The following is a 22,416-nucleotide window of genomic DNA, read 5'->3' as shown; positions in this document are numbered from 1 at the left end:
AAATATGTTGACTCTTTACTAAAAATGGATTAAAATAAAATTATGAAAACGATTAAATAAATAACTTTAGGAGGGCTTTTATGAAAAAGAAGATCTTATCATTAATTTTAGTAACATCAATGGTGCTTTCAGGATGTGGGAACGCGGCTAATTCAGAAAAAAAAGAAACAACTAAAGATGACACTTCTCCAAAAGTAATTACTGTTTGGGCTTGGGACAAGAATTTTAATATTCCTATAATGGAGGAAGCAGCAAAAGTGTATTCTGCAGACCATAAGGATGTTACTATTAAGGTTGTAGACTATGCCAAATTAGATGTAGAAACAAAATTGCAGACAGGCCTTGTAGCTGGTGCAGATACGCTACCAGATATAACTTTGGTTGAGGATTATAATGCACAGAAGTATTTAACTTCTTATCCAGGAAAATTTGCAGATTTAACGGGAAAAATTCCTCATAGTGATTTTGCACAATATAAAGTTGATGCTGTCACAGTTGAAGATAAAATTTACGCTGTTCCATTTGATTCAGGTGTATCAGGAATGTTCTTTAGAACAGATATACTTGCAGAAGCTGGATATAAACCAGAAGATATGAAAGATATTACTTGGGATCAATTTATTAAAATTGGACAAGATGTTAAATCAAAAACTGGAAAAGCTATGATAAGTATGGATGTATATAATGACGCAGCAATATTAAGAGAAATGATTCAATCTTGTGGACAATGGTATTTTGATATAGATGGCAATGTGACAATAGCTAATAATAAGGCACTTGTAGAGGCTGTAACTAAATATAAGGAAATACAAGAATCAGGTATAGTAAAAAATACAGTTGGTTGGGGAGATTGGGTTGCTTCAATGAATAAAGGTGACGTAGCAACAGTTAATACTGGTGTTTGGATCATTGGTTCAATTAAAGCAGCAACAGATCAATCTGGCAAGTGGGGAGTGGCAGCATTTCCAAGACTTTCAACATCTAATTCAGTAAATGCAACAAATCTTGGTGGTTCAAGTTGGTATGTTTTAAATGATTCCAAAAATAAAGATGTTGCTATTGATTTCTTAAAGACAGTGTATGGTGGAAATAATGACTTCTATCAGAAAATCCTTGTAGATAAAGGCGCAGTAGGAACATATATACCTTCACAAACTGGGGCTGCTTACTCAGCAGAGGATCCATTCTTTGGTGGACAAAAAATATTTGAAGATTTCTCAGGTTGGATGAAAAAAATTCCTGGTGTTTCATATGGCTCCTATTCAGTAGAAGGAGATCAAGCTATTATGGCTCAAATGAAAGATATTCTTGATGGGAAAATTACAGTTGAACAGGGGCTTAAAACAGCTGAAGATCAACTTAAGAGCCAAATTCAATAATAATAATAATATTTACAACCACAATAAAGGAATGGTATTAATACCATTCCTTTATTGTAAAGTAGGAGGTTAATCCATGAAAAATAAAAAATCCTTAAGTAAAGCCCAACGTAAAATGAGCGCAATTGGCTGGTTATTTATTTCAGTAGCTGTAGTTATATTTTTGATTTTTATTTTGTACCCTGTTCTCAACTCTTTTTTTCTTTCCTTTCAGTCGGTTAAAGGGTTAGTTCAAAAATTTGCTGGACTGGATAATTATAAAAGAATGTTTAAGGATGTGCTATTTAGAAAGGCACTGGGGAATACTTTTATTTATTTAATTGTACAAGTTCCTATTATGCTTACCTTAGCTATGTTTTTAGCAACCTTACTTAATTCTAAAAAACTAAGGTTTAAAACCTTTTTTAGAACTGCAATTTTTTTACCTTGTGTTACCTCTTTGGTTGCATATTCTGTATTATTTAAAATGCTATTTGCACCTAATGGTATCATCAATTACGCGCTTACATCACTTAAAATAATTAATGTTCCAATACAGTGGTTAAGTGATCCAACCCTTGCAAAAATAGTTATTATCCTAGCACTACTATGGCGTTGGACGGGTTATAATATGATTTTCTATTTGGCTGCGCTTCAAAATGTGCCATCTGAAACTTATGAGGCAGCTGAAATTGATGGTGCAAATGGACTTGAAAAGTTTTTTTATATTACAATACCTCAGTTAAAACCCATTATTTTATTTACAACTATTATGTCCACAATAGGTACACTTCAAATATTTGATGAACCTATGAATTTAACTGCTGGTGGACCAGGGAATGCAACACTTAGTATTACTCAATATATTTATAATCAATCATTTGTATATGCTCCAAATTTTGGTTATGCGGCAACTCTATCTTATGTTGTTGTTTTCATAGTAGCAATACTAGCTTTAATCCAAATTAAATTGGCAGGTGATGACGCATGATAAATAAATTCAAAAAAGGGTTAAAAGGATTACCTAAATACGGATTTCTTTCAATAGCAGCATTCTTCTCTCTATTCCCATTTTATTGGATGATGGTTTCTGCTACAAATAAAACAGTAGATATAACAAAGGGGAAAATGACTTTTGGGTCTGAACTTTTTAATAATTACAATAGGTTAATTAAAATTACTGATATAGGAGTACCATTTATGAATACAGTTAAGGTAACAATCATATATACTGTTTTAGCCTTATCGGTATGTTCAATTGCAGCCTATGGTTTTGAGAAATTCAAGTCTAAAGGGAAGGAAAAAGTGTATGCTATATTCATATTTTCAATGATGATTCCTTTTGGAGCACTAATGATTCCATTATTTAAAATGGTTGTATCTTTTAATTTGGTAAATAACCATTGGGCTATTATTTTGCCTTATGTGGGCCAAGTGTTTTTAATATTTTATTTTAGACAAAGTTTTAAATTTTTCCCCAATGAAATTATTGAAGCAGCTAGAATTGATGGGGCTGGAGAAATATCAATTTTCTTAAGAGTTGTTGTGCCTTCTATGAAATCGACCTTTGCATCTGCTTCTATTTTTGCATTTACATTACAATGGAACAACTTCTTGTGGCCATTAATTGTTTTGCAAACTGATAAACAGAAGACTATGACTTTAGTTATATCTTCATTATCCTCAGCATATTTTGTTGATTATGGCATTCTTATGTTAGCCATTGTAATTGCTACACTTCCAATGGTTCTATTATTTATGACAATGCAAAAACACTTTGTTGAAGGAATGGTAGGCTCTGCAAAATAGTAACAAATAATTGAGACGGATATCTAAGTATGTTAATATTAATGACGTAACTACATTTGCAGTGAACATACAAAATAATGTAAATGAATTTGAAAGCTAAGAGGCGATAATATGAATATTAATATTTACCATGAAATAGACAGACTTATTCAATATGGAGTTAAAAAAGAAATGATTGAAGACTATGATACTACTTATTCTAGAAATTTAATATTAAGAGTCTTAAAATTAGATGACTACACTCAGTCTATTATAGAAGAAGAAAACTTAGATTCACCTAGTAGCATATTAGATAATATTCTTAATTGGGCATTTAAAAAAGGCGTATTAGAAAATAATTCATCGGTTTATCGTGATTTACTAGATACAGAAATTATGAATTGTATTATGCCTAGGCCATCAGATATTATAAACAAATTTGAAGAGCTATACGCAGAAAATCCACAAAAGGCAACAGAGTACTATTATGAGCTTAGTAAAAGTTCAAATTATATCAGGATGGATAGAGTTTCTAAAAATCAAGTTTGGAAAGCAGAAACTCAGTATGGTGATATAGACATAACTATAAATTTATCAAAACCTGAAAAGGATCCAAAGGCTATTGCGGCAGCTAAAAATATAGTAGCTAGTTCTTATCCTAAATGTTTATTATGCAAAGAAAATGAAGGATATTATGGAAGAGTTAATTATCCTGCAAGGCAAAGCCATAGAATAATACCACTTAGTTTAAGGGGTGAAGCGTGGTTCCTTCAATATTCACCGTATGTTTATTATAATGAACATAGTATAATTTTTAAAGGCGAGCATGTGCCTATGAAAATATCAAAAGAAACCTTTGACAGAGTTTTGGAATTTGTGGATAAATTTCCTCACTATTTTATTGGTTCAAATGCAGATCTACCAATAGTTGGGGGTTCTATATTATCTCATGAACATTTTCAAGGTGGAAATTATGAATTTGCTATGGCAAAGGCTCCTTTTGAAAAGACTTTTCAAATTTATGGATATGAAAATGAAGATGTGGGAATTGTAAAATGGCCTATGTCCGTTATAAGATTAAGAGGAGATAATAGCGCTAGATTATCAGACCTTTCCGATGTAATTTTAAATAAATGGAAAAAATACACTGATGAGGCAGTAGACATTATAGCTTATACAGATGATGTACCTCATAATACTATAACTCCAATAGCAAGGAAAAGAGATGGGCATTTTGAGATAGATTTAGTTTTACGAAATAATAGAACAAGTGAGAAGTATCCAGATGGGATATTTCATCCTCATAGTGAACTTCATCATATTAAGAAAGAAAATATAGGGCTTATAGAAGTTATGGGGCTTGCAGTGTTGCCGCCAAGACTTAAAATCGAGCTGGAAAAGTTAGCTTATTATTTAGTTAATAGAGAAAAGGTTCATGAACTGAATAAGGAAGTGGAATTAACAAAACATTTGAGTTGGTATTTAGAGATATTAAACAAGTATGATGATATTACAGAAAATAATGTGATGAATATCTTAAAAACAGAAGTGGGACTTAAATTTGCAGTAGTACTCGAACATGCTGGAGTTTTCAAAAGAGATGAAAGTGGGAAAAAGGCATTTATAAGTTTTATTGAGACAATATAAATTTTAGAATATTTAATAGGTAGGTGTTTCTATGTATTTAGGAGTGGATTATTACCCAGAACACTGGGATACAGACATGATAGATGAGGATATTAAAGGAATAAGTGAAATGGGCGCTAATATTGTGAGAATTGGCGAATTTGCTTGGCACTTAATGGAGAGTGAAGAAGGGAAGTTTGATTTTACATTTTTTGATATGGTTATTGAAAAATTAAAGAAAGCAAACATTAAAGTAATGTTTGGGACGCCTTCAGCTACATTTCCGGCATGGCTCTGTAAAAAATATCCGAGTATTTTATCAGTGGATGAAAATTTGCAAGTTCGAGCCTTTGGTGGAAGAAGGCAATACTGCTTTAATTTAGATATTTATAGAGAATATAGTGAAAAAATGGTTTCAAAACTAATTGAACATTACAAGGATGAAGAGTCAATAATTGCGTGGCAAATAGACAATGAACTTGGCCATGAAGGAAGTGACATGTGCTATTGTGAGCACTGTCAGAGAAAATTTAAAGAATTTCTTAAAGAAAAGTATAAATATATTTCTAATTTAAATGAAACTTATGGTACAATTTTCTGGGGTCAAACTTATAATGACTTTGACGAAATTCCTGCACCACTTAAAACTATAACAACACATAATCCATCTTTACTACTTGATTGGTCTAGATTTAGGTCATATTCACTAAATAGTTTTGCAAGTGAACAAACTGCACTTGTAAAAAGTTTAAAGGGTGAACATCAAGAGGTAACTACAAATGTATCAGGTGGATTTTTTAGTAAATGGTTTGATCACGCGCAGAATGTTCGGGATATGGATTTTGTATCCTATGATAATTATCCAGTATGGGGAGGTCTCAAAGAGCCAATTCCAAGAGCCGAACTTGCTATGACGCATGATTTCAATAGAGGTTTATTAAATAAGAATTATTGGATAGTTGAAGAACTAATGGGAGCTCAAGGACATACTGTTATTGGGTATCTACCTAGACCAAATCAAGCTAAAATGTGGTCTTATCAAGCTTTTGCTCATGGGTGTACTAATATGCTTTATTTTAGATGGAGAGGTATGACAAGGGGTGCAGAGCAGTTTTGTTACGGTATTGTAGATCATGATAATAGATACGGTAGAAAATATGATGAAGTTAAGTCAACAATTGATGAAATTATGCCTTATGAAGAGCTATTAAAGTCTGAAATAAAATCTGAAATAGCAGTGTTATATGATTATGATAATATATGGTCCTTTAGACATCAACCTCAAAGTGTAGAGTTTGACTTTACTAAAGAGCTAATGAGGTTATATACTCCATTCTATAATATAAATACTAATATTGACGTTATTCCTACTAGTAGAAGTTTTGATGAATATAAAGTACTTATAATTCCAACATTACAGATAATTGATGTAGAGCTTGCAAGCAAATTAGAGAAATTTGCTAGTGAGGGCGGTACTGTGATATTTTCTTTCAGAGCAGGAATTAAGGATAAAAATAATAACATCAATTTTAAAAAGACTATCCCTTGTAATATAAAAGAAATTTGTGGTATAGAAATAACTGAAATTGAGTCATTGCAAAATGGTCAAGGAGTAGAAATTATAGGTTTGGGCAAGTATAAAGGTAAAATAGGACAATGTGAAGTATGGCGTGATTTAATCACCCCAACATCAGCAATTTCACTTTATAATTATAATGATAAATTCTATAATAACTACGCTTGCATAACCCTTAATAGTTATAAAAAAGGCAAAGTTTATTATGTAGGTTCTGGAGTGAATAATGAAATTTTAAAAGACATAGCAAAAGAAATTGTTATAGATAAAAGTATTCATCATATTGAGAGTGAAGATGGACTTGAAGTTTATAGTCGTTACTTAAATGAAGTCTCGTATTTAATCATAACAAATCATACAGAGGAAATTAAAAAATTTAGGGGTATAATCTTAAGCCCATATGAGTGTAAAATTATTAAAAACTTGATGTAAATTCACAAAGTGGAAGGAAGAAATTAATGGCTACCATAAAAGATATTGCATTAAAAGCAGGAGTTTCACTTGCTACAGTGTCCCGTGTTCTAAATTATGATGCGACCTTATCTGTAACTGATGATACAAGAAAAAAAATACTGGAAATAGCAGAAGAGTTAGAATACAAAACTGTTAGAGAGAGAAATATTAGCAGAAATATTGATAAACGTATAAAAATAGGAATTATTCATTGGTATTCTGAAAAAGATGAAATAGGAGATCCATATTACCTATCAATACGAATAGGTATTGAGAAAAATTGTTCGAACAAAAATATTGATATAATAAATATATTTAAACAAGATGGTAAATATGGAAATTATGAATTAGAGAAGTTAGAGGGAATCATAGCAGTTGGGAAGTTTAGTGTTGATGAAATTGAAGATTTTTCAGTATATTCACCTCATATAGTTTTCGTAGATTCTTCCCCTAACGATAAAAAATTTGATTCAGTTATTGTAGATTTTAAAGAGGCTGTTATAGAGGTGCTAAAATATCTTTTAGATTTAGGTCACAAAGAAATTGGATATATAGGTGGAAGAGAGTACACAGGAAAAAATAATGATTTAATTATGGATGAACGGGAGAAAACCTTCTATAATTTTATGAGAGAAAAGTTAGTTTATAATCCTAACTATGTTAGAACTGGTAAATTCACCGTTTCCGATGGATATAAACTTATGAAAAGAATATTACAAAATGAAGAAATTCCAACAGCATTATTTATTGCCAGCGATACAATGGCAATTGGGGCTATAAGAGCAATTCGGGAAGCAAATTTAAGTGTGCCAAAAGACATAAGCATTGTGGGTTTTAATGATATAGCTACATCTAAATATCTAGTTCCACCATTAACAACAGTGAAGGTACACACTGTTTTCATGGGAGTTACAGCTGTGAATTTACTTTTAGAAAGAATAGTGGAGAATAGAGAAATTGCTAAAAAAGTTACAATTCCGTTTGAATTTATAATAAGGGAAAGTTGTAATAGGGCTTGATGTATTGCAACTTCATGCGTAAACTGTTATAATGTATTTAAAAGTATGAACATATAAGATTTATATAGAATACTTTTAAATTTATGAATGAGGTGAAGCACATGTTAGTTTATAATGACAAAATTTCTGAATTTGTAAATTACATGAAAACTTCTAACATAGGTATAAATAAATCTAGACACATTAAATTTAATATAAGACTAAATTACAATTTAGTAAAAACACTTAGAAAGTAATACGCACTTTCTAGGTGTTTTATTTTTTATTAATAAGTTAAAAAATAAAAATTAAAAGGGGAATTTAATTATGAATAAGAGTGAGATTATAATAAAAGGGTTACCTGTAAAAACAACTAAGCTAGTTAATGGAGATGTGAATTTACTGTTTAAAATACCAAATTATGATAAACAGGAATCGATTTATAGAGTAATTGCAAAGAAGGATTATTGGAAAGATGCAGTAGAAGGCATGACTAATGTGAATTACTTTGTAATTAAAGGTGAACTTAAAGCATGTGTAAATAGTAAAGGTACACCATTTATCTCAGTAGAAGCAACTTCAATTAAAGCATTTCAATTGTTAAAAGATGAGAATGGACAAATAGATTTAAATTATGAAATGCCAATTGGAACTGATGAAATAGTGGATATATCAAAGCTAGTAAACCAAAATGAAGATATGTCCATAAAACGTTCGAAGAATAAAGCATTAAATTATATGAAAAATAATAAGAAGTTTAATAAACCTATTATTGTTAAAAAAGAAAGCTACATAATAGTGTCGGGACATGATCAGTACGCAGCAGCACAAGAACTTGGAATAAATAGTGTTCCAGTTTCATATGAGGAAAATTAAAAGCGGGAACACTGTTCCCGCTGAGTTTTAAATTCCATGGTTTATGTTAAGTAATTGGCTCTAAAATAACAGACTCATTTTCAACTTTTTCAGATATCCAATTAAAGACAATACATGAATCTAATTTTGGATTAAACATATCAACTGCTTCATCCTTTAGAAACATTTTTAGGTTTGCGGCTGCATATATAAATGCGGCCTTTTTTTTATTTGTGTTTGTATATTTTCTCATATTAATTAATCCACAAGCTGCGCCTGATAGATGAAATGAAGGGTTGTATAGGCTGTTACGGCTATCATTAACAATTAGCTTCACATTCTCCCGAAGTTTACTTATAAGCTGCCTTAAAAGGGTCATTCCTTTTCCTTGAGGAAGGTCTACTTCTGTTATTCCATAACTTAATCCCTCACATACCTTACTCCATAATTCTCTCTCTGATTGTTTGTTAATTTCTAAGCAATCGCCTAGTGTAATTGATTCAAGATATCTTAAATCGTGAAAAACATTACAATCTTCTAGAAAGTCGCAAAAGTCAATTATAACAGGCTTATTTTCAGTTATTATAATATTATCGCCTTGAAAATCTCCATGGGCATATGAAGTAAGACAAGTTACATTTAGACCATTCCAAACATTATTATTATTAAAATAATAATATGGATTAGGTAGTAATATGTCAGTTCCATCTAGTGATATCCATTTGATATTTTTATCTACACCTATTGATTCAAAGGCTTGTATGTATTTATCGTCCATATATCTATATGAAAGTTCATTTTTAACAATATCCATTGGAGACATGAATTTTTTAACGTGCTCTTTGTTCCAAGTGAATAAAAACTTAGTTATTGCTGAAATTGTGGTATCCTTAAGTTCATCTTCATTTAGAACCTTGTCCAAAAACGTCTCACTATTGTGTATATCATCACCTGCTAAATCATATAAGTTAACATATAATGAAGCACTACTTTTATCCGTAATTTTATAACTAGTTATGAGTTTGGCAATATATTTTTGCATATTGTTCTCTGAGGCAAGCCCGTAGGCCTTTTGAAATAGTTCCGTCTCATTTTTCTTAGTTATCTTTAAAATACCTACCTTATTTTTGGAACCGTATTCCACCATATATACTCCAGCTTCAGATCTTCCGCTTTTGAATTTTTTTAATACTTGAAAAGGAGCAATTTTATCTTTTATATCTTCACCTATATTGTTAATCTTAATTATCACTTCGTCAATATTCATGTAAAAACCTCCTGTAACCCATTATAAATATTAAGCTTATTAAATAGATTTTTTAGAATAAGCTTTACGTATGTATTATATTATACTTAATAAGTTTACACAAATCTTTAAAGAAAATTCAACACAAAAGTATGATTCCCTATAAAACATTAATGATTTTGGTGCTAATTGGTCACCATTTGACCAATAAATAATAGCCAATTGCCTAAGGCATGGCTTAATGTAGTATAATCAATCTGGCACAACAATTGCTACATATTGGTAGTTAGTATGATTATTATAAAAGGGGGAGTCTTAATGGAAAAGAAATGTATATCATTTATCTTATCATTTATGTTAATGTTTTCAACTTTTTCCGTGGCGTTAGCTAACACTAATACAAGCACGGAGGACATAAAAGGAAGCCTGGTTATTGTGGGTGGAGGTTTAGGTAGCAGCAATAGTCAGATTTATAATAAGTTTATAGATTTAGCAGGTGGAGCTGAAAACGCTAAAATAGGCATAATTGGTGCAGCGAGCTCAAAGCCTGTATTTTATAGTAATCAGTTCAAAAATGAACTGATTAGTTATGGAGTAAAAGCTGAAAATATCGAAATAATACCTATTGCAGTAAAAGATGACAAAACTACAAAAGATGTTGATGAAACAAAATGGGATATAAATGGGAATAACGAGGACCTAGCTGCAAAGGTAAAAGGCTTGAGTGGAATATGGTTTGTGGGTGGAGATCAGACTAGGATAATGAGTACCTTAAAAAATAAGGATGGCAGTAATACAAAGGTACTAGACTCCATATGGGAAATATATAAAAAGGGAGCAGTTATTGGAGGAACAAGTGCTGGTGCAGCTATAATGAGTAGTACTATGATTGTAGGTGGAAATAGTTTAAGTGCGCTTAATAAGGGCATTATAGATGAAGATACTGGAAATGATGATGATGGAGTATATTTAACAGAAGGTCTTGGATTTTTTAGATATGGAATAGTTGACCAGCATTTTGATATGCGAGCAAGAATAGGTAGATTAATAAGTTCTGCTTATACAAAGGGTGATAAAAATAGTTTTGCTTATGGAGTAGATGAGAACACTGCCATGATAGTGAATAATTCTACTAAGACATTAGAAGTGGTTGGTAAAAGTGGATTAACTGTACTTGATTATTCAAAAATGACTATGGACAAGGTTAATGGAAAACCATCTATAAAGAATGTATCTATAAATTATATAACTCCAGGGGACAAGCTTAATCTTCTAACAAAAGAAATATTACCTGATGAAAAAAAAGATGCTACAAATGGTTATGAATATTACAATTTCAAAGCTCCTATAAATACAGGTGTTTTAACTTCCTATGCTCAGATTAAAAATCTTCTGGGGTATAATTTAGTTGATAATGCTGGTACATCCTCTGTGAAGAGTTACAGCTTTGATGAAAAAGGTGATGGCTACGAGATAACTTTCACAAAAAACAAAAACACCATGGGATATTGGAATTATGTAGATGGAAATATTGATCAGTACTCTGCACTTAATGTATCTATGGATATTGTACCTGTAGTTGTTAATATAAAGGCTGATAAAGCAACTACTGAGAAGTGGCAAGCTAAGACTATATTACCTGCTACAGATTCTATGGATATTAAAGGGAGTATTATGGCTATTGGAGGAGCACTCGGTAGTAGTAATGCGGATGTTTATAATAAATTTATAGAGTTATCTGGAGGAAAAGAAAATGCTAGAATAGGAATTATTCCTGCTGCTAGCGGTAATCTTAAAAGTTCTAAGGCTTTTAAAGAGGATTTAGTAAAATACGGAGTAAAGGCAGAAAATGTTGAAATAATTCCACTAGCAATTAAAAATGATAAAAATACACCTGCAGATGAGTCGAAGTGGATTGAAAATGCAAATAAAACTGAAATAGTGGATGAAATTAAGGGGTATACTGGAATATGGTTTGTTGGAGGAGATCAAACAAGAATAACAAAAGTTTTATTAAATGCAGATGGAAGCAATTCAAAAGCACTAGATGCAATGTGGGACATATATAAAAATGGCGCAGTGCTTGGAGGAACAAGTGCAGGGGCAGCTATTATGAGTGATATGATGATAGGGGGGGGAGATAGTTTAGGAGCATTAAATGATGGCTTTACTGATACCTATTCGGATTCAGATCAACAAGAGTATGGACCATTATATATTGACAAGGGACTAGGATTCTTTAAGTTTGGAATGATTGATCAGCATTTTGATAAAAAAGCAAGGCTTGGAAGGCTCGTAAAGGCCGCCTTTGAAAAAGAAGATAAATATAATATGGCCTTTGGTATAGATGAGAACACTGCCTTAGTATTTCATAATAAATCAAAGAGTTTAGAAGTTATTGGTAAAGGTGGAATTACAGTAGTAGATTTGTCTAAAAGTTTAAAAGATGCTTCAGCTAAAAGGAGTACCTTTAAAGATGTTGTTATAAGTTATATAGTAAAGGGTGATAGTTTTAATCTATCCACAAAGGAGTTTACTATTAATGATAACAAAGATTTAACAAATGATTATGAGTATGGAGATTATGATGTGCCAGTAAATTCTGGTGTGTTTACATCACATTCACCTATAAAAAACTTTATCACCTATGATTTAGTGGATAATACAGCAAATAGTACAAAAAGTTATAGTTTTGATGAAAGTGGAAGAGGGTTTGAGATAGTTTTTAGAAAGACTTTGGATACTAAAGGTTATTGGCAATATTCAGACGGAAATATAGATGATTATTCTGCCCTTAATATTTATATGGATATTAACCCAATAAATTCGGAAATAGTATATGTAAAAAGTTCTAGCGATGACAATAAAGTGATTTCAGAGCCCAAGGTAGAGACAATGCAAAAAACTGAAAATTCAGTGACACCACTACCTAAAACAGGAAGTGTGCTGGATATGTTTGCGATTATGAGTATTGGCACATTGATATTTTCCATTGGTGGGTATATACTTATTAAAAAGAAAAGAGTGAAAAATTAGTAGTAATACTTAAACTGTCAATATATATATGTATATATTGACAGTTTTTTTTGTTGTTATGGTATAATTTTATAAAAGGTCTTGCATATTGGAGGGTAAATATGATTAAGGGTATAAGTTTAGTAGCTGGTTCTGAAAATACAAAAGTAGCACTGCTTGCACAGCTTGAAGAATACATAGGAATTCAATCTATAAGTAGCTATGCCATAGATGAGGATGAAATTCATCACATAATCCAGGATGATTTAGTAATCCTTTCAGGAGAACTTGTAAGGCAGGAGTTAATTGAAAAGAATTTGTTAAATACTAGTTGTGATATCATCATTGCAAAGAGAACTATAAGCTATGATAATATTGATGATATATTTTTAATACCGGAAGAGACTGAAGTATTATTTGTAAATGATGCAAAAGAAACTACTTATGAAACCATAGAAATATTCAAAGAATTAGGTATTGATCACATTAAATGTATACCATATTATCCAGGGATATCATCAGTTGATAAGGGAGTAAAAATTGCTATAACTCCTGGCGAAAAAGATAAAGTGCCATCTTTTATAGAAAAAATTTATAACATAGGACCAAGGATAATGGATTCTACTACAATAATAAAAATTTTGGTTAAACTAAATTTATTGGAAGAAAAGTCTTGTGTATTTTCTCAAAATTATCTTTTTAAAATAATTAATATAGCTAAAAAATTGGGCAAGTACAATAACTTAATAATTAAAATGAATTCACACCTTAATAAGGTTATTGATGGGCTTCAGCAAGGGCTTATTGTATATGATAATAATGGAATAATAAATGTATTGAACGAAGAATTAAAAAGTAGTTTGAAAATAAATAGCAACAAATTGATAGGCAAAAGACTTAAAAATGTGATATTCAATAAAAATCTTTTAGAATATCTTATGGATAATAGAGAACTCGATGAAAAGAAAATTAATCTAGAGGGCACAGATTTATCAATTAATAAATTTAAAATTGATGATAATGACTATACTGTAGCAGTATTTAAAAGATACCAGGATACAATAAATCATAGAAAAGAAAAGAATCTTATAATAAAGGGATTTGTTGCCAAGTACTCCTTCGATGATATTATAACAAATAACCCAAAGATGCAAAAGACAAAAGATATTGGTAGAAAACTAGCTAAAACCGATTTAACGGTATTAATTGAAGGGGAAAACGGTACAGGTAAAGAGCTTTTTGCTAGTGCGCTCCACAAAAGTTCTAGGAGAAGCACGGAATCCTTCCTGGCTGTAAACTTTAGCTCACTTCCTGAGGAGCTTATTGAAAGTGAATTATTTGGATATGAAGATGGAGCATTTACAGGAGCAAGAAAAGGTGGCAAACCTGGTCTTTTCGAACAAGCCAGTGGTGGAACTATTTTTTTGGATGAAATAGGTGATATTTCATTAAAAGTTCAAGCTAGATTACTTAGGGTACTCCAGGAAAAAGAAGTTATGAGGATAGGTGGTAACAGCATAATTCCAGTAGATGCAGATGTTATAGCAGCTACTAATAAAAATTTATTTAAGATGATGGAAGAGGGGAAGTTTAGAAAGGATTTATACTACAGATTAAAAGTAGGATACTTAAAAATTCCGCCTCTTCGTGATAGAAAAGAAGATATAGAGCCACTTATAAAGTGTTTTATAAATATGGAAAGCACAGAAAACATTGGAATTGATAGTAATGTAATTAAAATATTAAAGGAGTATAACTGGTATGGAAATGTCAGAGAACTTAGAAATACCATAAACTATATGCTTGCAATTAGAAATAGTAATATTATAACCATAAACGAATTACCAGATATGAATTTTTTTCAAAATTATGATACTAAAAATGATAATTTAAATGAGTCTCCTGTAAATGTTGGTTATTTAGATTTAGAGCTTGAGTATATACTAATGCATATATATAAACTGAGTAATAAAAACATAACTGTGGGAAGAAAGATGATTTCAAAAGATAGTAAAGAAAGTAATTTCAATATGAGTGAATCAATGGTAAGAACTCGATTAGAGAGATTAGAAAGAAAGGATTTAATTATAAAAGGAAAAGGCAAAAGAGGTACTTATCTAACTGAGTTAGGTGAAAAAATGGTATTAGAAAAATTAAATCGGATTTAATATTGAAATAGTAAAACTAAGTTTACAAGTGGTCACCATTAACCCTATGTGGGTGTTTAATGGTGACCATCTAAGTCTTATAATCCATAGAACTTAGATTATAATTAACTATTAATGTGTAATTGATTGAATTTTGTAGAAATAAGGATTGGCATAAAAATTGCTATAATATAAGATATATAAAATAAAAGGGGGATTTGAAATGGAACAAAATAAAAAGAAAAAATGGTCTTTTAAAATGCCAGATACCTATGTGATTATATTTTTTGTTGTTTTACTGGCGGCGTTATTAACTTATATCTTACCTTTAGGTAGGTTTGAGGTTAATTATAAAGCTTATGATGTAAGTGACAAGATGATTGCAGAAGTTGCAGATGGAGAGAGTGTTTCTTTTACGGTTGATAGCAAAAATTATGTTATTGATGCCTCAGGTGAAGAAGATGCATTATTACTTGAAGAAGGCAAAGAAGAGCCACTGGGAGAAATAAGTAAGAGTAAGGCTAAGGCCGTAGAAATAAAAAATGGAGACAAATTATCATTTAAAGTAGTTCAGGAATATGGTAAATTTGTTTCAGAGGGAGAAAGAAAAGGGATTAGCTTATTTGCAAGTGGCGGAGATGTAGGTTTTCTAAACTACTTATTTGAAGGTATTGTAAAAGGCGATAAGTGGGGAAGCGCAGTTGGCGTTATAGCATTTATTTTAGTTGTTGGTGGTGCATTTGGAATTATACTCAAAACTGGTGCTGTAGAGGCCGGTATTCTTTCTATGATAAGAAAAACTAAAGGTAAAGAAGTTATACTTATACCAGTAATTTTCGCGTTCTTTTCAGCAGGTGGTGCTGTATTTGGTATGGGTGAAGAAGCGATTCCCTTTGCTATGATTATTGTGCCGCTTGTAATAGCAATGGGGTATGATGCAATAGTTGGTATAATGATTACTTACGTTGCTACGCAAATAGGTTTTGCAACGTCTTGGATGAATCCATTTAGTGTGGCTATTGCCCAAGGGATAGCAGGTATACCAGTGCTGTCTGGCGCAGGATTTAGATTTATCTTATGGCTATTTTTCACTGCATTAGGTATAGTATATACCTGGTTTTATGCTAAGAAAATTAGAAAAAATCCAACGTCATCAGTAGCTTACGAGTCAGATGCTTTTTATAGAGATGATTTTAAAGGGAAAGATCTTGAGGATGTTAAATTTACATTTGGGCATAAATTAGTTCTTCTTACCATATTACTGGGGATTATATGGGTTGTATATGGCGTTGGTAAATATGGTTTCTACATTCCAGAGATTGCAACAATATTCTTTACAATGGGACTTGTTTCAGGTATTATTGCTGTAATATTTAAGCTTAACAATATGAGCGTAAATGATATTTCAATTTCCTTCAAAGAAGGTGCAAAAGATTTAGTTGGAGCAGCTCTTGTAGTAGGTATGGCGCAGGGTATTATATTAGTACTTGGTGATGCATCTCCTGTAAATAACTCTGTTCTAAATACTATTCTTAATGGTATGGGTTCTACACTTGGTGGTCTATCATCAGGATTTAATGCTTGGTTTATGTATATATTCCAATCAGTATTTAACTTCTTTGTAGTTTCAGGGTCAGGTCAGGCAGCTATAACTATGCCTCTTATGGCACCACTTGCAGATATTGTAGGTGTAAGTAAACAAGTTGCAGTACTTGCTTTCCAATTAGGTGATGGATTTACAAATTTAATCGTTCCGACTTCAGGGTGCCTCATGGCAGTGCTAGGTGTTGCAAGATTAGAGTGGAGTAAATGGGCTAAATTCCAAATTAAATTCCAAGGAATCTTATTTATACTATCATCAATTGTAATGTTTGTAGCGGTAGCAATAGGATTTAAGTAAAAGTTACAAGAATAAATCATAATAAGTAAGAGGGGAGTAAATTACCCCCTTTTACTTATTATAATCATATATGAAAGGGGAATTAGTATGGTAACTTTGATTAAAGGAGGAAAAGTATATGCACCACAGTATATAGGAAACAAAGATATTTTAATATGTGGTGATAAAATAGAGCTTATAGAGGATAGTATTAACGTAGATAGTTGTGGGCTTTGCGTCAAAGTAATAGAAGCCTCTGGAAAATTAGTGTTCCCAGGTTTTATTGATTCGCATGTTCATATTTTAGGTGGAGGAGGAGAGGGCGGATTCAAAACAAGAACTCCAGAAATTAAATTATCGGACTTAACAACTGCAGGCGTAACTACTGTTGTGGGATGTTTAGGCACTGATGGAATTTCAAGAAACATGAGATCTTTACTTGCAAAGGCAAGAGCGCTTGAAGAGGAAGGAATATCAACTTTCATATATACTGGTTCTTATAGGATACCAGTTAAGACAATAATGGAAAATGTTCAAGAAGATATAATTTTGATTGATAAAATTATTGGGGTTGGAGAAGTAGCTCTTTCAGACCATCGTTCTAGTCATCCAACCTTTGAACAGTTTGTACAATTAGTATCAGATGCCAGAATAGGTGGAATTTTATCTGGAAAAGCAGGGATAGTGAATGTTCATATGGGTGACGGGAAAAGTGAACTTGATTATATGGATAGGTTAGCTAAAGAAACTGACATACCACTGACTCAGATTATTCCAACACATATGAATAGAAATCCATCACTATTTCAGAAGGGCTTAGAATATGCAAAAAAAGGTGGGTATGTAGATTTCACTACAAGCACTACAGAAAAATTCCTTGAAGAAGGAGAAACTAAATGTAGCACGGGGTTAAAAATCATGCTAGATAATGGCGTGGATATTAAGAACATAACCTTTACTTCTGATGGACAGGGAAGTCTACCAGACTTCGATGAAAATGGAAATTATATAGGTCTTAAAGTTGGAAAATGTGAATCCTTATATAAAGAGGTAAGCGATGCTATAATTAATGAAAATATTAGCATAGAGAATGCAATTACTGTAATAACATCAAATCCAGCAGAACGCTTAAAACTAAAAACAAAAGGAAAGTTAAAGGTTGGCTTTGATGCAGATATTGTTCTGGTTAATGAGAATGATTTTAACATTAATACTGTAATAGCAAAGGGTAGAATAATGATTCATGAAAATAAGATTTTGGTACTGGGAACATTTGAGTAATAAAATTTATAACTTATAAAAGCTGTGAATTTATTTTCACAGCTTTTATAAGCTTTTTACTTATGAGAAATATCAGTGAATTCATCGATGCAGGTTACAAGTTCTCCTATTTCAGGTTTGCTCAGTTGTGCATTGGCACCTACAGACTCTCCCTTATGCCTTAAATCAGCTGTGATTAATGAGGAGAATAGTATGACAGGCAATTTTTTAAGAATGCTATGTTCTTTAATTTTCCTTGTTAGTGTATGGCCATCCATTTGAGGCATTTCAATGTCTGTTATAAGTACATTAACATCATCTATAAAGCTACTGTTTTTCTCTTGGACCAGTCCAAGTAAATATTCTAAAACTTGCTTTCCATCATCAAATATCTTTAGGTTATTAAATCCTGCTTTTGTAAGAGTGTCCTTTAATAATCTTCTAATTAATGGAGAATCATCAGCTAAAACAAGTTTAATATTTGATCTATCTTTGTAGGCTATATCATTAATTTTATCCTCGGTAATCCCTGTAGAAGGGCTGATATCAGTAACTATTTTTTCAAAGTCTAGAAGTAATATTATTTTATCATTTATAACAATATTACCAATAACTAGTGAATTTATAGAAATGTCGTCAGGCTTAGTTATTTTATCCCATTTAATACGCTTTACGCCTACAATACTATCAATACTAAAGGCTACTTGAATTTTATTGAATTCACAAAGAATAATTGTTGATTCGATTTCAACTTTATGTTGTTTTTCTAAAATGTATTTTAAGTCTACTAAAGTTATTATTTTATCTCTACATAGTGTAAGCCCTGCTATAGCAGGGTGCGAATCAGGGAGTTTCGTAAGATTAGTTGTATTTATTACCTCTTTAACTTTAATAATATTAATTGCATAATGTTTTTGGTTTATTATAAACTCAAGTATTTCAACTTCACCGGTTCCAGATTCTAATAGTATATTATTATTCATATTTTTCCCTCGCTTTCGAATGGATATAAAAAAATTATATATATATTATATTTCGGATATAATTATAATAACTTTACTTTTAAATGTGAATATAAAGCGAAATATTTCTGCTAAATATGGTAAACTATATAATATGTATTAAAACGTTACTAGCATTAATAGAGGGTGAAGAAAAATTGATAATAAATGGCGGATGGATAAAAACTATAGAAGGTAAGCACACATTTATATTATGGGGACTATATGGAGAGACTAAGTGTACAAGAAGAGGTAGAAAACCTAAAAATGCACTTCCATTTTATGAAGACATGGTTTCGATTTTAGAACTTCGTAGCAAAATAAATAGTTCTGTTCCAGAAATGAAATTTGGGAAACATAAATATGATTCAATAGAAAAGCAGCTTTATAAGAGAGAAATTAGAGGCATTACGTTTAATAATTTAGATGCATTCCATATTCTTTTAAATATAGATAGAAAATGTATAGAGGGAGTAGAGTTGTCTCGTGAATTAGTGTTTTGGGTTACAGTGGCAAAGTTTACAGCAGAACTAATTATAAAGCATAAATATTTGCCTTCACTTACAATTGATAGAGCACATAAAAAAGTGGATTCTCAGTGGAGATGGCATACAAGCGATCCTGAATATATCTCTAAAAAGAAGGTTTTATGTAGTAATATGCCTACAGAGTGTAAGGCGTATTTTCCCTTAGAAAATGATAAATTTATATACACAAATAGTACTAAACTGGTAAGTAATTTTATGGATTCTATAATTGATAGTATGGTGAGAGGGAGTTCTAGTGAAATAAATAATGATAGTGAACATTTAGTGCATGGTGTTAGTAACTTAGGTAGCACTTGGATTTATTCTCTTTTCTCAGAATCACCTGAGATACCTGTGGATAAAAGTGAACAGATTAAAATGCTAAACCAGTATAAGAAGTGGATAGAACCTATAAAAATAAAAAATACTAATTTCAAATTTCGTACTTGTTTTAAGGTAGTGCCTCCTACAAGAGGAGAGATTTGGACAATTGAATATTTACTTCAAGCAAAGGATGATCTAAGCCTTATGCTTCCAGCAAAAATGATTTTTGAAGAATCTGTGGATACTATCACTTATTTAAATAAGAAATTTAATAATCCTCAAGAAAGACTTCTAGAGGATTTAGCTGTTGCGTCAAAAGTATTTATCCCTATACAAAGGAGTCTTTATGACATAGCACCGGTAGAATGTAAATTATCTATGGATGAAGCTTATTCATTTTTAAGGGAATCTGCTTATTTTTTAAAGGAAAAAGGTTTTGGAATTATAGCACCAGCTTGGTGGAAAAAACCTTCAAAGATTTCTGTTAGACTTAAAGAAAAAAATGTAAACACAAATAATAATATAGCAGCAAAAAGTACATTTAATATGGACACTATTCTTGAATATGATTGGAAACTGGCATTAGATGGAAATGAGATAAGTGAGAGTGAATTTGAAAATATTTCAAATCTAAAGGTGCCATTCATCCAATTTAGAGGTCAGTGGGTAGAAGTTGATATACATCAAATTAAAAAATTGGCCAAGATGAAAATAAACAAAGGATACAGTGGGAAGATACCTGTTTCAGAATTATTAAGAATTAACTTAAGTGATGAAGAAATAATTCCAGGGGTTAGTGTTGAAAAAATAGATAATCAAGAAGCTGTAGAAAACTTTTTTCAAAAATTATTTAATTTGGATAATTTAGAACAAGTGGATATTCCAATAGGATTTAGAGGCGTTCTTCGCGAATATCAAAAAAGAGGCTATTATTGGTTAACATTTCTCAGAAGTTATGGTATAGGAGCCTTACTTGCTGATGATATGGGACTTGGAAAAACTGTTCAAAGCATATGTCTTTTGCTCTATGAGAGGGAAAAGGGGTTAACAGACAAACCTACACTTATAATATGTCCAACTTCAGTTGTGGGAAATTGGGAAAAAGAAATTGAAAAGTTTGCACCAGGTCTTAAATCATCAATTCACCACGGAAATAATAGGTGGACTTACGAAACGTTTAGCAAGGAAGTTGGCAAAAATGAAGTTATCATTACAACATATGCTCTAATAGTAAGAGATAAGGAGTTATTTCAAAAAGAAAAGTGGGCGGGAATTATATTAGATGAAGCTCAGAATATTAAAAATAGTTCATCTAAACAAACTAGATGTATAAAAACATTAAAAGCTGAATATAAGATTGCACTTACAGGAACTCCAGTTGAAAATAGACTATCAGATTTGTGGTCCATTATGGACTTTTTAAATTGTGGATATCTATATAATTGGTCAACATTTAGAAGTGAATTTGCAGTGCCTATAGAGAGAGATGGCGATTCTAAAAAGAGTGTTAAACTAAAGAAAATAATTACACCATTTTTATTAAGAAGACTTAAAACTGATACAAATATTATAAAAGATTTACCAGAAAAGATAGAGACGAAAGAATATACTCCACTAACAAAGGAACAAGCTACTTTATATGGAGCAGTAGTGAAGGATTGTCTGAATAAAATCGATAATTCAGAAGGTATTCAGCGTAGAGGACTTATAATTTCTTCCTTAACCAAGTTCAAGCAAATTTGTAACCATCCTGCACAGTTTTTGAAAGATGACAGTGAAATTGAAGGTCGCTCTGGAAAACTTGACAGCCTTTTAGAGATGTTAGAAGTTGTTGTGTCAGAAGGGGATAAGTCATTAGTGTTTACTCAGTTTGCAGAAATGGGACACATACTTACGAAAGAGATAGAGAAAAAATTAGGTGTAAAAACACTATTTTTACATGGAGGAACAAGTAGAAAGAAAAGAGAAGAGTTGATTAGTATTTTTCAAGACGAAGGTGACGAGCCTATGGTCTTTATATTATCACTTAAGGCTGGAGGGCTTGGATTAAACCTTACAAAAGCAAATCATGTGTTTCATTATGATAGATGGTGGAATCCCGCTGTAGAAAATCAAGCAACAGATAGAGCCTTTAGAATAGGTCAAGTTAAGAATGTTCATGTGCATAAATTTATATGTATGGGGACTCTAGAGGAAAAAATAGATGAGATGCTAGAACGGAAACAGGCACTTGCAGAGAGTATAGTTTCCACAAATGAAAACTGGATATCCGAAATGAGTAACACGGAGATTAGAGAATTATTTAAATTAGAAAAAGAAAATGTAGTTGAGTGATTATGCGTAATTTTTTTAGGAAGGAGGTA

The 22,416-nt window shown here is 31.4% G+C and carries 14 protein-coding genes; 12 read left to right on the top strand and 2 right to left on the bottom strand.

The genetic code is table 11. The annotated features are described in order from the left end of the window. The first annotated feature begins 80 nt into the window (after nucleotides 1–80). The 7 genes from ACREWB_RS16590 to ACREWB_RS16560 all read left to right on the top strand — a co-directional run bounded on the left by ACREWB_RS16590 (nucleotide 81) and on the right by ACREWB_RS16560 (nucleotide 8,675). A complete protein-coding gene (locus tag ACREWB_RS16590) occupies nucleotides 81–1,379 on the top strand; it encodes an ABC transporter substrate-binding protein (RefSeq protein ID WP_431548575.1) in 1,299 nt (432 codons plus the stop codon). 76 nt (nucleotides 1,380–1,455) lie between these two features. Further along, a complete protein-coding gene (locus ACREWB_RS16585) occupies nucleotides 1,456–2,349 on the top strand; it encodes a carbohydrate ABC transporter permease (RefSeq protein WP_431548574.1) in 894 nt (297 codons plus the stop codon). Continuing rightward, nucleotides 2,346–3,167, top strand: a complete 822-nt coding sequence (locus ACREWB_RS16580) for a carbohydrate ABC transporter permease (protein ID WP_431548573.1) — start codon at nucleotides 2,346–2,348, stop codon at nucleotides 3,165–3,167. The genes ACREWB_RS16585 and ACREWB_RS16580 overlap by 4 nt, the downstream gene beginning before the upstream one ends. A 111-nt stretch (nucleotides 3,168–3,278) precedes the next feature. Then, complete coding sequence (galT, locus tag ACREWB_RS16575; RefSeq protein ID WP_431548572.1) at nucleotides 3,279–4,793, top strand: UDP-glucose--hexose-1-phosphate uridylyltransferase; 1,515 nt, start codon at nucleotides 3,279–3,281, stop codon at nucleotides 4,791–4,793. 31 nt (nucleotides 4,794–4,824) lie between these two features. Continuing rightward, nucleotides 4,825–6,780 carry a beta-galactosidase gene (locus tag ACREWB_RS16570; protein WP_431548571.1) on the top strand — a complete coding sequence of 652 codons (1,956 nt, stop codon included), beginning with the start codon at nucleotides 4,825–4,827 and terminating at the stop codon, nucleotides 6,778–6,780. A gap of 26 nt (nucleotides 6,781–6,806) precedes the next feature. Beyond that, on the top strand, nucleotides 6,807–7,820 hold the full coding sequence (locus ACREWB_RS16565; RefSeq protein WP_431548570.1) for a LacI family DNA-binding transcriptional regulator: 1,014 nt from the start codon (nucleotides 6,807–6,809) through the stop codon (nucleotides 7,818–7,820). Nucleotides 7,821–8,126: 306 nt separating this feature from the next. Beyond that, the gene (locus tag ACREWB_RS16560; RefSeq protein WP_431548569.1) at nucleotides 8,127–8,675 is read left to right on the top strand and encodes a ParB N-terminal domain-containing protein; all 549 of its coding nucleotides are present in this window, start codon (nucleotides 8,127–8,129) and stop codon (nucleotides 8,673–8,675) included. Nucleotides 8,676–8,721: 46 nt separating this feature from the next. Here the strand turns inward: ACREWB_RS16560 and ACREWB_RS16555 are convergent, their stop codons facing one another. Continuing rightward, nucleotides 8,722–9,921 carry a hypothetical protein gene (locus tag ACREWB_RS16555; RefSeq protein ID WP_431548568.1) on the bottom strand — a complete coding sequence of 400 codons (1,200 nt, stop codon included), beginning with the start codon at nucleotides 9,919–9,921 and terminating at the stop codon, nucleotides 8,722–8,724. A gap of 297 nt (nucleotides 9,922–10,218) precedes the next feature. Between ACREWB_RS16555 and ACREWB_RS16550 the strand changes: the two genes are divergently transcribed. The 4 genes from ACREWB_RS16550 (at nucleotide 10,219) to iadA (ending at nucleotide 18,222) form a co-directional block, all read left to right on the top strand. Continuing rightward, the gene (locus tag ACREWB_RS16550) at nucleotides 10,219–12,936 is read left to right on the top strand and encodes a cyanophycinase (RefSeq protein ID WP_431548567.1); all 2,718 of its coding nucleotides are present in this window, start codon (nucleotides 10,219–10,221) and stop codon (nucleotides 12,934–12,936) included. 101 nt (nucleotides 12,937–13,037) lie between these two features. Then, entirely contained in the window at nucleotides 13,038–15,083 is a 2,046-nt protein-coding gene (locus ACREWB_RS16545; RefSeq protein ID WP_431548566.1) for a sigma 54-interacting transcriptional regulator, read from the top strand. A 202-nt stretch (nucleotides 15,084–15,285) separates the two neighbouring features. Then, complete coding sequence (gene yfcC / locus ACREWB_RS16540; RefSeq protein ID WP_431548565.1) at nucleotides 15,286–16,962, top strand: putative basic amino acid antiporter YfcC; 1,677 nt, start codon at nucleotides 15,286–15,288, stop codon at nucleotides 16,960–16,962. Nucleotides 16,963–17,049: 87 nt separating this feature from the next. Beyond that, nucleotides 17,050–18,222: a beta-aspartyl-peptidase gene (gene iadA / locus ACREWB_RS16535; protein ID WP_431548564.1), complete on the top strand. Its 1,173-nt coding sequence runs from the start codon at nucleotides 17,050–17,052 to the stop codon at nucleotides 18,220–18,222. 56 nt (nucleotides 18,223–18,278) lie between these two features. Here the strand turns inward: iadA and ACREWB_RS16530 are convergent, their stop codons facing one another. Further along, the gene (locus tag ACREWB_RS16530) at nucleotides 18,279–19,184 is read right to left on the bottom strand and encodes a chemotaxis protein (protein ID WP_431548563.1); all 906 of its coding nucleotides are present in this window, start codon (nucleotides 19,182–19,184) and stop codon (nucleotides 18,279–18,281) included. A gap of 116 nt (nucleotides 19,185–19,300) precedes the next feature. Between ACREWB_RS16530 and ACREWB_RS16525 the strand changes: the two genes are divergently transcribed. Then, nucleotides 19,301–22,387, top strand: a complete 3,087-nt coding sequence (locus tag ACREWB_RS16525) for a DEAD/DEAH box helicase (protein ID WP_431548562.1) — start codon at nucleotides 19,301–19,303, stop codon at nucleotides 22,385–22,387. Nucleotides 22,388–22,416: the final 29 nt, after the last annotated feature.

Source organism: Clostridium sp. (genome assembly GCF_050717635.1).
Taxonomy (GTDB): Bacteria; Bacillota; Clostridia; order Clostridiales; family Clostridiaceae; genus Clostridium_AD.
The sequence above is the reverse complement of the archived record's forward strand: the minus strand, read 5'-3'. Positions and strand labels throughout refer to the sequence as shown.